The 14143-nt window shown below is 59.7% G+C and carries 11 protein-coding genes and 1 pseudogene; 7 read left to right on the top strand and 5 right to left on the bottom strand.

Annotated elements, in window-relative coordinates; genetic code table 11:
- Window positions 1-271: 271 nt before the first annotated feature.
- Window positions 272-1135 (top strand): annotated as a pseudogene (locus HKK55_RS08750) (LysR family transcriptional regulator); the annotation flags it as partial.
- Between the two features lie 32 nt (window positions 1136-1167).
- On the opposite strand, the gene HKK55_RS08745 reads toward HKK55_RS08750, so the two are convergent.
- Window positions 1168-1455: a zinc ribbon domain-containing protein gene (locus HKK55_RS08745; protein WP_169354282.1), complete on the bottom strand. Its 288-nt coding sequence runs from the start codon at window positions 1453-1455 to the stop codon at window positions 1168-1170.
- A 194-nt stretch (window positions 1456-1649) separates the two neighbouring features.
- On the opposite strand from HKK55_RS08745, the gene HKK55_RS08740 reads away from it, so the two are divergent.
- The 3 genes from HKK55_RS08740 to HKK55_RS08730 all read left to right on the top strand — a co-directional run bounded on the left by HKK55_RS08740 (window position 1650) and on the right by HKK55_RS08730 (window position 5196).
- Window positions 1650-2141 carry a GFA family protein gene (locus HKK55_RS08740; protein ID WP_169354281.1) on the top strand — a complete coding sequence of 164 codons (492 nt, stop codon included), beginning with the start codon at window positions 1650-1652 and terminating at the stop codon, window positions 2139-2141.
- A gap of 420 nt (window positions 2142-2561) precedes the next feature.
- Window positions 2562-4385: a serine hydrolase gene (locus HKK55_RS08735; RefSeq protein ID WP_169354280.1), complete on the top strand. Its 1824-nt coding sequence runs from the start codon at window positions 2562-2564 to the stop codon at window positions 4383-4385.
- A 19-nt stretch (window positions 4386-4404) separates the two neighbouring features.
- Window positions 4405-5196 (top strand): MipA/OmpV family protein, encoded by a 792-nt coding sequence (locus HKK55_RS08730; protein WP_169354279.1) that lies wholly within the window; start codon window positions 4405-4407, stop codon window positions 5194-5196.
- Window positions 5197-5295: 99 nt separating this feature from the next.
- Here the strand turns inward: HKK55_RS08730 and HKK55_RS08725 are convergent, their stop codons facing one another.
- On the bottom strand, window positions 5296-6573 hold the full coding sequence (locus HKK55_RS08725; RefSeq protein ID WP_169354278.1) for an ATP-binding protein: 1278 nt from the start codon (window positions 6571-6573) through the stop codon (window positions 5296-5298).
- Window positions 6574-7281: a winged helix-turn-helix domain-containing protein gene (locus tag HKK55_RS08720; RefSeq protein WP_169354277.1), complete on the bottom strand. Its 708-nt coding sequence runs from the start codon at window positions 7279-7281 to the stop codon at window positions 6574-6576.
- Window positions 7282-7461: 180 nt separating this feature from the next.
- Between HKK55_RS08720 and HKK55_RS08715 the strand changes: the two genes are divergently transcribed.
- Window positions 7462-8661, top strand: a complete 1200-nt coding sequence (locus HKK55_RS08715; protein WP_169354276.1) for an MFS transporter — start codon at window positions 7462-7464, stop codon at window positions 8659-8661.
- Here the strand turns inward: HKK55_RS08715 and HKK55_RS08710 are convergent.
- The gene (locus tag HKK55_RS08710) at window positions 8617-9219 is read right to left on the bottom strand and encodes a tRNA-(ms[2]io[6]A)-hydroxylase (RefSeq protein WP_155585247.1); all 603 of its coding nucleotides are present in this window, start codon (window positions 9217-9219) and stop codon (window positions 8617-8619) included. The two genes, HKK55_RS08715 and HKK55_RS08710, sit on opposite strands and share 45 nt — an antisense overlap.
- 188 nt (window positions 9220-9407) lie before the next feature.
- Here HKK55_RS08710 and HKK55_RS08705 point away from each other — a divergent pair, with 188 nt between their 5' ends.
- Window positions 9408-10271: a universal stress protein gene (locus HKK55_RS08705; protein ID WP_169354275.1), complete on the top strand. Its 864-nt coding sequence runs from the start codon at window positions 9408-9410 to the stop codon at window positions 10269-10271.
- Between the two features lie 179 nt (window positions 10272-10450).
- On the opposite strand, the gene HKK55_RS08700 is transcribed toward HKK55_RS08705, so the two are convergent.
- Entirely contained in the window at window positions 10451-10921 is a 471-nt protein-coding gene (locus HKK55_RS08700; protein ID WP_169354274.1) for a DUF1289 domain-containing protein, read from the bottom strand.
- A 392-nt stretch (window positions 10922-11313) separates the two neighbouring features.
- On the opposite strand from HKK55_RS08700, the gene acnB reads away from it, so the two are divergent.
- The gene (acnB, locus tag HKK55_RS08695) at window positions 11314-13914 is read left to right on the top strand and encodes a bifunctional aconitate hydratase 2/2-methylisocitrate dehydratase (RefSeq protein WP_169357808.1); all 2601 of its coding nucleotides are present in this window, start codon (window positions 11314-11316) and stop codon (window positions 13912-13914) included.
- The last annotated feature ends 229 nt before the right edge of the window (window positions 13915-14143 follow it).

Below are 14143 nucleotides of genomic sequence, written 5' to 3'. Positions count from 1 at the left end.
GCAAGCCATTCGCCGTTCTGAGAATTTGCATTTCAATAAAGCAGCGTTCGGCTATGCTGAACGCCGAATCCACATTCTCGTAGATACCGCCTTGAACCTCATCGGGCAAACACACCACCGCGTAACAGCTGTCGAGTGAAACGAGGCTGCGTCGGCGGTGTGTCCGGTGGCCCGCTGACGCAGCCTTGCCGGGGCTCGACAGCTGCTACGGTGCGCGGTGAGGCTCAAGACGGTCTCTACGGGGGATCATGGTTATTTTTGGGAGCCTTCCATGCACTTCGATCTGGCCGACTTGCGCCTGTTTATCCATATCGCCGAGTCCCCGAGCCTGACCCAGGGCGCCAAACGCGCCTTCCTCTCGCCAGCCGCCGCCAGCGCGAGAATCAAAGCCTTGGAAGGCCAACTGGAAACCCGTCTGCTGTACCGCGACAGCCGTGGCGTGGAGATCACCCCCGCCGGCGAGCGGCTGCTGCACCACGCCCGGTTGATCATGCGCCAGGTGGATTACCTCAAGAGCGAGTTCACCCAATACGGCGTCGATTCGGCCGGGCATATCCGGATCTTCGCCAACACCACGGCAGTGACTGAATTTCTGCCGGAAGTGCTTGCCGGCTTCCTCTCCAAACGCCCCGGCGTCACCGTGGACCTGCAAGAGCGCCTGTCCCGGGACATCGTCCGCGGCGTGCTCGACGGCACCAGCGACATGGGCATCATCGCCGGCCCGGTGGAGGCTGCCGGCTTGCAAGTGCTGCACTTCAGCACCGATCACCTGGTGCTGATGGTGCCCGTGGGTCACCCCCTGGCGGACCAGCCGTCGGTGACGCTTGAACAAACCCTGGCCTATCAACATATCGGCCTGCACGAAGGCAGCACCTTACTGAGCTTCCTGCGCGAACATGTAGAACGGATCGGTAAGCACTTGTCACTGCGGATTCAGGTATCGAGTTTCGAGGCGATCTGCCGGATGGTCGAGGCTGGCGTGGGCATCGGCATCATCCCCGAATCCGCCGCCGTGCGGCACAGCCGGACCATGAAACTGGTGACCATCAAGCTCGACGAAAGCTGGGCGATGCGCGAACGCAGCATCCTGGTGCGCGAGTTGGAAGCCTTGCCCGGCACCATTCGCGCGTTGATCGCCACGTTGATGCCGGAACCGGGAGGTTCACCTCAGGCAGAGGCCGTGCCGCATTGCGCGCAAAACTTGGCGCCGGCCACCATCACCGAACCACACTGAGCACAGGCTGCGGGTACGAGCGAGGTGCCACATTGCCGACAAAAGCGTGCGTTACCGGGATTCATCACCCGGCAACTTGGGCAACTGGTGCCGCCAGTGTCCGTCGGTGGCAAGCCCTGGTTGTATTGGCCATGGCGACCGCCAGTGGAACCGTGTCCACCGTTGGAACCGTGGCCGCCAGAACCATGATGACCGCCCAGCATTTTTTTGAAAAAGCTCATGATGATGACTCCATGAATTCAAGACCCTGGCGCATCGGATGACATGCCCGTAGCACCCGTATAAACCCTGAAGTAACTATAGAGTCAACCGAATAGATCAGCACCACCCTCATGCCGATGGGAAAACGTTGCCAAGCAGAAGCTGGCGACTACCCTGTGAAGGACGTCCACCTTGCCGACAAGGAGATAGCCCCATGTTGCTCGAAGGTTCCTGCCATTGCGGCGCAGTCACGTTCAGCTTGACCAGTGTTCACCCCTACCCTTATCAGCGCTGCTACTGCTCGATCTGCCGCAAGACCCAGGGCGGCGGCGGTTATGCGATCAACCTTGGCGGTGATGCCGACAGTTTGAAAGTGCGTGGGCGCAAGCAGATCTCGGTCTACCACGCGCGAATGAAAACACCTGGGGACAGCGGTTTTCATGCCAGCACTGCCGAACGGCATTTCTGCTCGCAGTGCGGTACGGCGTTGTGGCTGTTCAGCCCTGAGTGGCCGGAGTTGATTCACCCATTTGCCTCGGCCATCGACACACCGCTGCCGGTACCGCCGGAGCATACGCATTTGATGCTGGGGTCCAGGGCGCCTTGGGTGGAGGTTACCGTGCGGCCGGGGGATCAGCAGTTTGAGGAGTACCCCGAGGAGTCGATTGCACAGTGGCATGAGCGGTTGGGATTGGTGTCGCCCTGAGGGGTACGCCTTTCAAGGTCTTAGAAAAGTCGCCCGTATGTGGAGGGCGAACACTGACCCTGTGGCGAGGGGGCTTGCCCCCGTTGGGCTGCGAAGCGGCCCTAAAACCTGCCATCTCGGTCTATCTGAAAAAACTCAGCGATCCTTTTGGGGCTGCTTCGCAGTCCAACGGGGGCAAGCCCCCTCGCCACAGGGTCAGTGTTCGCTCCCAAGTGACTGGTATTAGCCAAAAACCTGTTTTTCAAAGACCTTGCAAGGCACGGCCCTGAGGAGTGGATCTAACATCCGTCGCAAGTAACTGAAACATCACACATTCATCCACTTAACAGTCTTTGACAGTTTCCCGACAAAGCTCTCAAAGATTGTTGGACAACCCTCCCCTAGCATTCGAGCATCCAAATTACCTCCTGGGTGTTCCTCATGTTTCGCACGTTGCGCAGTATTCCGCTGCTGGGCTGTCTGCTGGGCAGCATCGGCTGTCACGCCCAGCCGCCGGCAGCCCCACCCATTCCCAAGGGCGACTACGGCGCAATCATTCGCTACCTGCAAAACCGCATTCCCCTGGAGATGGCACGCTATAACGTGCCAGGGCTGTCCATTGCCCTGGTCAACGGCCAAGAGCTGATCTGGGCCCGTGGCTTCGGCTACGCCGACAAGGCCCGAGGCGTGCCGGTTTCACCCAATACAGCGTTCCGCGCCGGGGCGATTTCCAAGCTGATCACAGCCAGTGCCGCCTTGCAGTTGGTGGAGCAAAACCGCCTGGCCCTCGATGCGCCGATCCAGGACACCCTCAAGGAGTTCTACGTGCGCTCGCGCTTTCATGCCGACCAGAGCGCCGCCGACCGCGACGTCACTCTGCGTCGCCTGCTCAGCCATCAGTCCGGACTGCCCAGCGAACACCTGCGGGACCTGCGCAGCGGGTTCGCCATGAGCCAGATGCCAATGCGGATCTCAGGCATCTGGCTGAGCACGCCGCCAGGCACCCAAGTGGCCTATTCCAACCTGGGTTATGCGCTGGTGGGTGCCGCCATCGAGCGCAGTGCCGGGCAAGACTTCGAGGTCCAGTTGCAGCGCAGCCTGTTGAAACCTCTGGAGATGGGTCAATCAAGTTTTGTGGGGACCAATACTGACGTCAGCAACCGGTCCCAGAGCTATCAGGACGGCACCGCCAGTACCGATGCCCAGGTCCGCGACCTTGCGGCCAGCGGTTTGTGGGCCAGCCCCAAGGACCTCAGTCATTACGTGCAGATGCTGTTCGCCCAGGGCAACTACAAAGGCAAACGCCTGTTGGACGGTGCGTCCATCAACGAAATGTTCACCCAGCAAAACGTCGGTAACGTACTGGACTTCGACTGCAAGATCGGCCTGGGCTGGTTTCTTGCACCCTGTGGCGATGAACCGGTCGCTCCCGGCGTACGGACGTATCAGCACAGTGGTGCCGGTGACGACTTCGCCGCCCAACTGACGATGCTGCCCGACCAGCAGTTGGCCGTGATCATCATGGCCAACGACAGCAACGCCGAAGACATGGTCGCGCCCCTGGCCACCCACGCCCTGCGCATGATGCTCCAGGCGCAGAACGGTGAAGTCGCCTGTGCTGATGACTGCCAGAAGCCCGGCGGCGGCCAGGATCACCGGCGTATCCCAGCCGCTGTCGACCGCAAGCGCCTGGCCGGCTTTTATGCCACCGCTTGGGGCGTCTTTCGCATCAAGGATGAAAACGGCCAGTTGTACGGTGAGCTGTCCGACACCCGCTTCGAACTGCTGCGCGACGACCATGACTGGCTGCGCGCCCAGAAAAAATTCCTCGGCTTCTGGCTCAAGGACCTCGGTGAATTGGGCCGGGTGCAGTTGGATGTGGTGACCGTTCAAGGACGCCAAGTACTGATCGCCAAGAGTCATGGCCAGCGCGTCCCAGTGGGCGAGCGGATCGAGCCGACGCCTCTGACCGGCGCCTGGGCCAACACCGTCGGCACTTATCAAGTGCTCAACACCCATGAGCCCGATGCCCCGCTGAGTGGCATCAGCGTGCGCCTGGAAGAGGGTTTCCTGGTAATTCGCGGGCAGCTCCATGACGAGCCGTTGACCGATTACATCTTGTTGCCCGTGGACAACGCCCATGCAGTGCTGGCTGGCAACGGCTATGGCCTGGGCGACACCGTGAGCCGTCAGGTCAACGGCCTCAGTGCCTCGGGTTACCACTTCAAGCGTACCGATTCACCCCACATCAACTTGAGCTTTTAAACCACGGATGAAAACCAACATGCGTTCAACAAACCTCTGTCTGTCGCTCACCTCGCTGTGCCTGCTCACCAGCGCCAACAGCGTATTGGCCGAAGACTGGCAATACAGCCTGAAGGCCGGTGTGGCCAACCTCCCGCGCTACAGCGGCAGCGACGAGCGGGTGACCGCCCCGTTGCTGGGCGGCGAGATCATCAGCCCGTGGGGGATTTTCCTCAGCACCGACAAAGGTCTGGGCTGGGGCTATGAAGGCGACAACGCCAGCTTCAGTGCCTATGTCGGCACCAGTGCCAGTCGCAAGGACAAAAAGAGCAGTACCCACGCAGGCTCCGACAAACTCAAAGGCATGGGTGAGATCAAGACCCGCGCCCAGGTCGGCATCAGCGGCAGCTACACCTTAGGCTCGGTGATCCTCGGCGCAACCCTGGAGCACGCCCTGAAAGAGGACGATCACAAAGACAGCGGCAAGGCTTTCACCTCCCTGGAGTTGACCGTCGGCACCAACTTGTATGAGGGCCAATACGGCTCGCTGGACGCCAGCCTCAGCAGCCGTTTTGGCGATGGCAACTACATGCAGACCTGGTATGGCGTGACCACCGGCCAAGCGGCCCAAAGTCGCTTCCGTGCTTATGACGCCAAGGGGGGCATGATCAGTAACGGGATGAAACTGGTGTGGAGTTTGCCGATCAACGAACACACCAACTTCTCGACCCTGCTGGATGTGCAATACCTGGCCAATGAGGCGGGCAACAGCCCGATTGTCGAGCGGCGTTTGCAGACTTCGGTGATGGGGGTGATTGACTACACGTTCTGAGTGGTTTCAAGACCTGGCGACTGCTGCGCAGCCGATCGCAGGCTGCGCCAGCGGCTACAGGTGATCGACACCGCCCACTCCCGAGGCATCGGCTACACCTTATTCGACATACGCCCATGTCATCCGAAACGACGCACCGCCCCACTCCGAGTCCAGTACTTCAACCTGCCCGCCATGCCACTGGCTAACCCGCTTCACTAGCGCCAACCCGAGGCCAAAGCCACCGGTGCGACGGTCACGGCTGGCATCCAGGCGCAGGAAGGGCTCGAAGATCTTCGATCGGCCATCCAGCGGCACGCCAGGACCATCATCGTTAACCCGCACTTCATAGCCCGCGCCAAACTTCACCAACGACACCTCAACGCGATGGTCGGCATAACGAATGGCGTTGCGCAGCAGGTTGATCACCGCCCGTGCCATAAAGCGCGGCTCAATGCGGATGTAATCGACTTCACAGGTGCGCAACAGCAACTGCACCCCCGCCGCTTCGGCTTCCAGCGCAACACTGCCAATCACGCTGTCGAGCCAGCTGTGGGCCTCGATATTTTCCCGGGTGACCTGCGTGGCGCCACGCTCAAGGCTGGCGTAGGTCAACAGCTCCGAGACCATTTCTTCCAGCTCGCCCAGGTCCGCGTACATGTCGGCGATCAGTGCACGGCTCTGCCGTGGGTCAGCCTGTTGTTTCAACTGATCCAACTCGAACGACAAACGCGCAATGGGCGTGCGCAGTTCGTGGGAAACCGCGTTGGTCAATTCACGCTGGTTGGCGATCAGACTTTCGATGCGCTCGGCCATCTGGTTGAAGTGCCCGGCCAATTCACGCACGGTTGAGCGCCGTGGCAAGAGGATCCGTGAGCCCAAGTCATTGTCACCAAAACGCTGGGCCGCCAGACGGATGTGCTCCAGATCGCGCCAATGGGGACGGACCCAGAAATACAGAACCAGCGCCAGGCTCACACCCAGGAAGCCGTAGGCCCACAGGTACAGCCATTTGGGTTCTTCCGGCAGCTTGACATTAAGCAGCTGTGGGCCACCGTCGATATCAGCAATGAACTCCATGAAATCCCCACGCACCACCACCTGCCCGGCCGCCAACAATTGCTGCTCACGTTCGGTCAGTTGCGCCGCACCGCGCGGCATCAACGCCAGGCGCAGCCCGTAATGGGTTTGCAGTTCGGCCAGGCGATCAGCACGCGCGGCGTCAGGCACCGCCCGCAGTTGCTCCACCACGCTATACATCGGCCCACGCATTGCTTCGCGGTTATAGGTCTCGTTAGCCTCAGGCAGCAGCTCGTCGAAGGTGAAGTTCACCGCCCAGATCGCCCCCGCCAGCCCCAGGGCCAGAATCACATACAGGCGTAGAAACAGCCGTAACATTTAGACCTCCCAGGCGAATGGATTGAACAGGTAACCCTTGCCCCAGATGGTCTTGATGCATACCGGCTCCCGAGGGTTGTCATTGAGTTTGCCGCGCAGCTTGCTGATATACACGTCGACACTGCGGTTGAGCCCGTCGAAGGCAATCCCGCGCATGCGGTTGAGGATGTCGTCGCGGGAAAGGATTTTCCCGGCGGCGCTGGCCAGCAACCACAACAGCTCGAACTCCATGGTGGTCAGGTCGATCTTCTCGTCCCCCAGGCTCACCACCCGGCAACTGCGGTCGATGGACAGCCGGCCGAACTCCAGGGAACCGCGCACCGTCGGCTCAGGCACCTGGCGCCGCTGCAACGCGCGCAGGCGCGCCAGCAACACGGGAGGCTTGATTGGCTTGATCACATAGTCATCGGCCCCGGACTCCAGGCCCAGGATATGGTCCAGGTCATCTTCCTTGGCGGTGAGGATCACGATCGGCGTATCGGAGACATTGCGAATCTCGCGGCACACATGCAGGCCACTCTGGCCGGGCAGCATCAGGTCGAGCACGACAATCTTGGGCTTGAACTCCAGAAAGGCGGCCAGCGCCAGATCACCACGGTGTACTGCCAACACTTCGAAACCATGCTGGGAAAGGAAATGCGCGATCAGCCCTGCCAGCTTCTGATCGTCCTCAACGAGCAAGACCTTGCCAAGACCCAAGTTTTCCATAAATTCCCAGTGTGCGAACGCGGATTGAAGTGTGCGTATTATAGGTGGCTGCGCGGGTCGTTAAGAGCATGTAGCCATCATTGAGCGTCGGTTTTCGACGAAGCTTCATGCTTTTAAGAGTTTTTAACAAATAGTCCGCAATATTTAACGAGACATCGTCCGCAATCTACAGGGAGTTTTATGCGCAAGGACTATCTGGCGTTCTTCGTGTCGTTGTTCCTGTCCCGGCTGGCGGACCAGATTCTACTGTTCATCGTGCCGTTAATCGTCTTTCAAACCACCAACAGCGTGTCCTGGGCGGGCCTGGCATTTTTTGTCGAGTCGCTGCCGCGCTATCTGTCGTTCCCGGTCTGCGGGGCATTGTGCGACAAGTACCCGCCAGTGCGCATCTTGCATATCAGCCAAGTGTACCGAGCGCTGGCCTGTGTCGTGGCCGTGGCGCTGTACGGCTTGTTTGACGGCATCTATTGGGTTGTCATCCTCTCAGCACTCTGCGGTGTATTGACCACCCAGGGAATCATGGCCCGGGAAGTGCTGCTGCCGAATATTTTCAAACAATACAGTTATGCCAAGACCCTGTCCTACTCACAAATCGCCGACCAGAGCGGCCTGGTGCTGGGGCCACTGGTGGCGGCACTGATGCTGGAGGTCTGGGCTTGGCATTGGGTGGTGCTGGGGGTTGCCGGGCTGTTTCTGCTGGCAGATTTTGCGATGCGCATTTGGCAACGCAACACCCGCATCAACCTGGAAACCTTCGAACAACATCCGGGGATCTGGCTGCAGCCGTTGCGCATCGCCTTCGGGCATATCCGCCACCTGCCAGAGCTGAAAAAAATCATCGTGCTGGCCGTCGGCGTCAACCTGATCATCGGCGTAACCCTGGCCACCTCGGCCGCCATGGTCATTGGCCAATACGCCGCGAGCAAGGATACCTATGCAGGACTGCAAGCCGGCGGCGCAGTAGTGACCATTGCCATTCTGTTTTTCCTGGCACGCTCTACCCTGCCGTTGAGAGTCCTGGGTGGCTTGTCTTATTCAATGATTGCGGTGGGCGCACTGATCACCGCCATCAGCCCGAACGTGTGGGCTTATGCCTTCGGCTTCTTGCTGGTGACCGGCTTCGACAAGATGTTCAACGTATACATACGCAGCGTTCGCCAACGGGTGATCCCGGCCCGGGACTTTGGCAAAACCGTCGGGGTGCTGACCTTGCTCAACAATCTGTCCCAACCCTTGGCGGGCTTATTGATTGCGCTGCTGGCGGCGCCGCTGGGCACGCAGGCGGTGATCCTGTTGTTGGCCGGGATCACCGCACTGATCGGGATTGGAGTCGCGTCAGGCTGGCACGCCGCTATGAAAACGGAACTCGACGTCCGGTGACTCGATCAACTCCTGCTCGGCCGCTCGCACACGGTCGATGACCTGGGCAATGTCTTTGGCGTCGCCGTATTGATACGCCAGCTTCAAATAACCCTGGAAATGCCGCGCCTCGCTTTTCAGCAGGCCGAAGTAGAACTTGCCAAGTTCTTCGTCCAAATGCGGCACCAGCGCTTCGAAACGCTCGCAACTGCGGGCTTCGATAAACGCGCCGACCACCAGGGTATCCACCAGTTTGACCGGTTCATGGCTACGCACCACTTTGCGCAAACCGGAGGCGTACCGGCTGGCCGATAGTTGGCGCAACTCAATCTTGCGCTTTTTCATCAGCCGCATGACTTGCTCGTGGTGCACCAATTCTTCCCGGGCCAGACGCGACATCAGGTTGATCAAGTCAACGTGGGAGTGATACTTGGCGATCAGGCTCAAGGCAGTACTGGCGGCCTTGAATTCGCAGTTCTTGTGGTCGATCAGCAGGGTTTCCTGATCCGCCAGTGCGGCCTGGACCCAGCCATCCGGCGTACGGCAGCCGAGGAATTCATGAATTTGCGGCAGGTTCATCGGGTCACTTCCGGCACAACAGCAAGGGTCAAGAACATGAGGCTCACGGATAAAGGTTCACAGCGAAGGGCGCCGATTATACCCAGCGCGCCGCAGACCACCAGCCACAGGCCTTGATGCACGTCAACATGACGTCTGGCGAGTAGCAACTATAGTTGTTCCAGGCCCCTTTTCCGGAGATCCCGATCATGCAAGCCATCCGCAGCATCCTGGTGATTATCGAGCCCGAGCATTCGGAAAGCCTGGCCCTCAAACGCGCCAAGCTGATCGCCGGCGTGACCGGCGCGCACCTGCACTTGCTGGTCTGCGACAAAAAGCATGAGCACTCGGCGATGTTGAGCCTGCTCAAGTCCGGCCTGCAGGAAGACGGCTACAGCGTCACCACCGAGCAGGCCTGGAATGACAGCCTGCATGAAACCATCATCGATGTGCAGCAGGCTGAAGGCTGTGGCTTGGTGGTCAAGCAGCACTTCCCCGACAGCCCGCTGAAAAAAGCCCTGCTGACGCCGGCTGACTGGAAGCTGATGCGTTACTGCCCGACTCCGGTGTTGCTGGTCAAGACCGACACACCCTGGGCCGGCGGCGTCATCCTGGCGGCCATCGACGTGGGCAACACCGACAGTGAACACCAAGCGCTGCATAACACCATCGTCGACCATGGCTTCGAGATCGCCAGTCTGGCCAAGGCCCAGTTGCATGTGATCAGCGCCCACCCGTCGCCGATGCTCTCGGCCGCCGACCCGGTGTTTCAGCTCAAGGAAACCATCGAAGCCCGCTACCGCGAGCAGTGCAAGGCGTTCCAGGCCGAGTTCGATATCGATGACCCCCACCTGCATATCGAAGAAGGCCCAGCGGATGTGCTGATCCCCCATGCTGCGCATAAATGGCAAGCGGCGGTAACGATCATCGGTACTGTGGCGCGCACCGGGCTCTCGGGGGCATTGATCGGCAATACTGCGGAAGTGGTGCTGGATGCGCTGGAAAGTGATGTATTGGTGCTCAAGCCCCAGGAACTGATGGATCACCTCGAGGAGTTGGCCACCAACGCCTGATCTGCCGAACACTGCAACTGTAGCCGCTGCCGAAGAATGAGGCTGCGATGGGCAGCGCAGCGGCCCCAGAGGGCGGTCCTGCGGACACGCATCGCAGCCTCGTGCCTCGACAGCGGCTACAGGATTCGGCCGTTGTAGCCGCTGCCATAGCAGGCACTCACATTTTGATCTGCGCCCGATCAGTAACCCAGCGCATCCTTAAGGAAGCCAGGCGCGATATAGCGCTGGTAGTGGGCTTCAGAGAGGATGAAGAACTCCCGATCAATGGCATCCCGCAACTCCGGCAGGCTCCAGTCGCGAAACTCCGGCATCAGCACCATGCCGTAGGCCTCCAGGTTAGTGATGACCCGTGCCCCACGAGCGATCAACTGGTAGGCCCAGCAGTATTCCGACTGGTGGGGTACAAAACGGATTTTTCGCTGCTCCAGCTGCCAGCGCAGCATTTTCGGGTCAAACACTTCCAGTTTGCCGGCCATCACTTGCACCAACAGTTGCTCGAGCCTGAGCCATACCGCGCGCTTTTCTTCCTCGTTGTAGCCATTCCACTGGATCACTTCATGGTGGAAGCGCTTGCAGCCACGGCACACGAGATCGCCGTAGACCGTGGAGCACAGGCCGACGCAGGGGGTCTTGATGGTTTGGTTGGACATGGGCAACAACGCGCCAATCAGAAACAGTTGCCCATATTAGCCCTTTGTCTAAGGTTCATCACCCCGCAAACTTGGCACGGCAACTTACGTTTAGAAATTTTTTGCCGTAGAATCACCCGGCCTTGTAAGGCGCCAATAATCCATTGGAAGCTGTTTTCAAAGCGTCACGAGCACAGTCGTTCCTTCAGAGCGGTGTTGGCGACGGTTATTTACCCGATAAATAGCCAGCGCCAACCCTCATCAGCTCCGTTCTGCAGGCGTAAAACTTTGAAAGCAGCTTCTGTGAGAAATGCCGGCAGCGCTGGCTCTACGGCCCAAAAAGCCCTCGAGCGCATGCGTGCCGTGCATGTCTGGATGAGCGTCCCGTGGGACCACTGATGAGGGTAATAACTGTGCTTGAAGCCTACCGCAAACATATCGAAGAGCGTGCAGCCCTGGGTATCGTTCCCCAGCCGCTTAACGCCGAACAAACTGCAGGCCTGGTCGAGCTGCTGAAAAATCCCCCGGCTGGCGAAGAAGCTTTCCTCGTTGACCTGATCACCAACCGCATTCCACCAGGCGTTGACGAGGCTGCCTACGTCAAGGCCGGTTTCCTGTCTGCCCTGGCCAAGGGCGAAGCCACTTCCCCCCTGATCGACAAACAACGCGCGGTTGAACTGCTTGGCACCATGCAAGGCGGCTACAACATCGTGACCCTGGTCGATCTGCTGGACGACGCGACCCTGGCACCTGTGGCAGCCAAGCAACTCAAGCACACCCTGTTGATGTTTGATGCATTCCACGACGTCGCGGAAAAAGCCAAGAACGGCAACCAGCATGCCAAAGACGTGATCCAGTCCTGGGCTGACGGCGAGTGGTTCAAGAACCGCCCGACCCTGGCCGACAAGATCAGCCTGCGCGTGTTCAAGGTCACCGGCGAAACCAATACCGACGACCTGTCCCCTGCCCCGGATGCCTGGTCACGTCCTGACATCCCGCTGCACGCCCTGGCCATGCTGAAAATGGCCCGTGAAGGCATCGTGCCTGACGTCCAAGGCGTCACCGGTCCGATGAAACAGATCGAAGAAATGCGCGGTCAAGGCTTCCCGATCGCCTACGTCGGTGACGTGGTCGGTACGGGTTCGTCGCGTAAATCGGCTACCAACTCGGTACTGTGGTTCTTCGGCGACGACGTTCCTTATGTACCGAACAAGCGTGCTGGCGGCTTCTGCTTCGGCAGCAAGATCGCTCCCATCTTCTACAACACCATGGAAGATGCCGGCGCACTGCCAATCGAATTCGACGTCACCAACATGAACATGGGCGACGTGATCGACCTGTACCCGCATGCTGGCAAAGTCACCAAGCACAACAGCGATGAAGTCCTGACCACCTTCGAAATGAAGACTCCGGTGCTGTTGGACGAAGTCCGTGCTGGCGGCCGTATCCCTCTGATCATCGGCCGTGGCCTGACCGAGAAGGCTCGCATTGAGCTGGGTCTGCCGCCTTCGACCCTGTTCAAGCTGCCGGAAGCTCCGGCTGAAAGCGACAAGGGCTACACCCTGGCGCAGAAAATGGTCGGCAAGGCATGCGGCGTGGCGGGTGTTCGTCCAGGCACCTACTGCGAACCGAAAATGACCACCGTCGGCTCCCAGGACACCACCGGTCCAATGACCCGTGATGAACTCAAAGACCTGGCGTGCCTGGGCTTCTCCACCGATCTGGTAATGCAGTCGTTCTGCCACACCGCGGCCTATCCAAAGCCGATCGACGTGACCACCCACCACACCCTGCCTGACTTCATCATGACCCGTGGCGGCGTATCGCTGCGTCCGGGCGACGGCATCATCCACAGCTGGCTGAACCGCATGCTGCTGCCGGACACCGTTGGTACCGGTGGTGACTCCCACACTCGTTTCCCGATGGGCATCTCGTTCCCGGCCGGTTCCGGCCTGGTAGCGTTTGCCGCCGCCACTGGCGTTATGCCACTGGACATGCCGGAATCGATCCTGGTGCGCTTCAAAGGCGAAATGCAACCGGGCATCACCCTGCGTGACCTGGTTCATGCCATTCCTTACTACGCGATCCAGGCTGGCCTGCTGACCGTAGAGAAGAAAGGCAAGAAGAACGCCTTCTCCGGCCGCATCCTGGAAATCGAAGGCCTGGACAACCTGAGCATCGAACAGGCTTTCGAGCTGTCCGACGCCTCGGCTGAACGTTCGGCTGCCGGTTGCACCATCAAGCTGTCGAAAGAGTCGATCACCGAGTACCTGAACTCCAACATCACCCTGCTGCGCTGGATGATCGGCGAAGGCTACGGCGATGCACGCACCCTGGAACGTCGCGCCCAAGCGATGGAAGCCTGGGTTGCCAACCCTGAGCTGATGGTGGCCGATGCCGACGCCGAATACGCCGAAATCATCGAGATCGACCTGGCCGACATCAAGGAGCCTGTGCTCTGCGCGCCAAACGATCCGGACGACGCCCGTCTGCTGTCTTCGGTACAAGGCGAGAAAATCGACGAAGTGTTCATCGGTTCGTGCATGACCAACATCGGTCACTTCCGTGCTGCCGGTAAACTGCTGGAACAGGTCAAGGGTCAGCTGCCAACCCGTCTGTGGCTGTCGCCGCCGACCAAGATGGACGCTCACCAACTGACCGAAGAAGGCTACTACGGCATCTACGGCAAGGCTGGCGCGCGCATGGAAATGCCGGGCTGCTCGCTGTGCATGGGTAACCAGGCGCGCGTTGAACCGAACTCCACCGTGGTCTCGACGTCGACCCGTAACTTCCCGAACCGTCTGGGTGATGGCGCGAACGTCTACCTGGCTTCGGCCGAGCTGGCGTCGGTTGCGTCCATCCTGGGTCGCCTGCCGACCGTCGAGGAGTACATGGCCTACGCGAAGGAAATCAACACCATGGCCAGCGATGTGTATCGCTACCTGAGTTTTGACCAGATCGCCGAGTTCCGTGAAGCCGCTGCAAACGCCAACATTCCGGTGATTCAAGCCTAAGGTTTGTTGATGTAGAAGGCGCCGCGTATCGCAAGGTACGCGGCGTTTTTTATGCCTGGAAGAAAGTGGCTGCCTGTTCCGGCCCCATCGCGGGCAAGCCCGGCTCCCACAGGGGGACGCACTCCAATTGTGGGAGCCGGGCTTGCCCGCGATGAGGCCGGACCAGACGACACTCATCTTGCAGATATAAAAAAGGCCGACCCGCAACGCGGATCGGCCTTTATCAGTT

It is taken from the genome of Pseudomonas sp. ADAK18 (genome assembly GCF_012935695.1).
GTDB lineage: Bacteria > Pseudomonadota > Gammaproteobacteria > Pseudomonadales > Pseudomonadaceae > Aquipseudomonas.
This window is presented reverse-complemented; position numbering and strand designations above follow the sequence as displayed.

Excerpts from the sequence above, each read along its gene's own strand:
- HKK55_RS08705 (WP_169354275.1), top strand. The coding sequence starts at position 9,408 with ATGCAAGCCATCCGCAGCATCCTGGTGATTATCGAGCCCGAGCATTCG.
- HKK55_RS08740 (WP_169354281.1), top strand. The coding sequence starts at position 1,650 with ATGTTGCTCGAAGGTTCCTGCCATTGCGGCGCAGTCACGTTCAGCTTG.
- HKK55_RS08735 (WP_169354280.1), top strand. The coding sequence starts at position 2,562 with ATGTTTCGCACGTTGCGCAGTATTCCGCTGCTGGGCTGTCTGCTGGGC.
- HKK55_RS08730 (WP_169354279.1), top strand. The coding sequence starts at position 4,405 with ATGCGTTCAACAAACCTCTGTCTGTCGCTCACCTCGCTGTGCCTGCTC.
- HKK55_RS08725 (WP_169354278.1), bottom strand. The coding sequence starts at position 6,573 with ATGTTACGGCTGTTTCTACGCCTGTATGTGATTCTGGCCCTGGGGCTG.
- HKK55_RS08700 (WP_169354274.1), bottom strand. The coding sequence starts at position 10,921 with ATGTCCAACCAAACCATCAAGACCCCCTGCGTCGGCCTGTGCTCCACG.
- HKK55_RS08745 (WP_169354282.1), bottom strand. The coding sequence starts at position 1,455 with ATGAGCTTTTTCAAAAAAATGCTGGGCGGTCATCATGGTTCTGGCGGC.
- HKK55_RS08720 (WP_169354277.1), bottom strand. The coding sequence starts at position 7,281 with ATGGAAAACTTGGGTCTTGGCAAGGTCTTGCTCGTTGAGGACGATCAG.
- HKK55_RS08715 (WP_169354276.1), top strand. The coding sequence starts at position 7,462 with ATGCGCAAGGACTATCTGGCGTTCTTCGTGTCGTTGTTCCTGTCCCGG.
- HKK55_RS08710 (WP_155585247.1), bottom strand. The coding sequence starts at position 9,219 with ATGAACCTGCCGCAAATTCATGAATTCCTCGGCTGCCGTACGCCGGAT.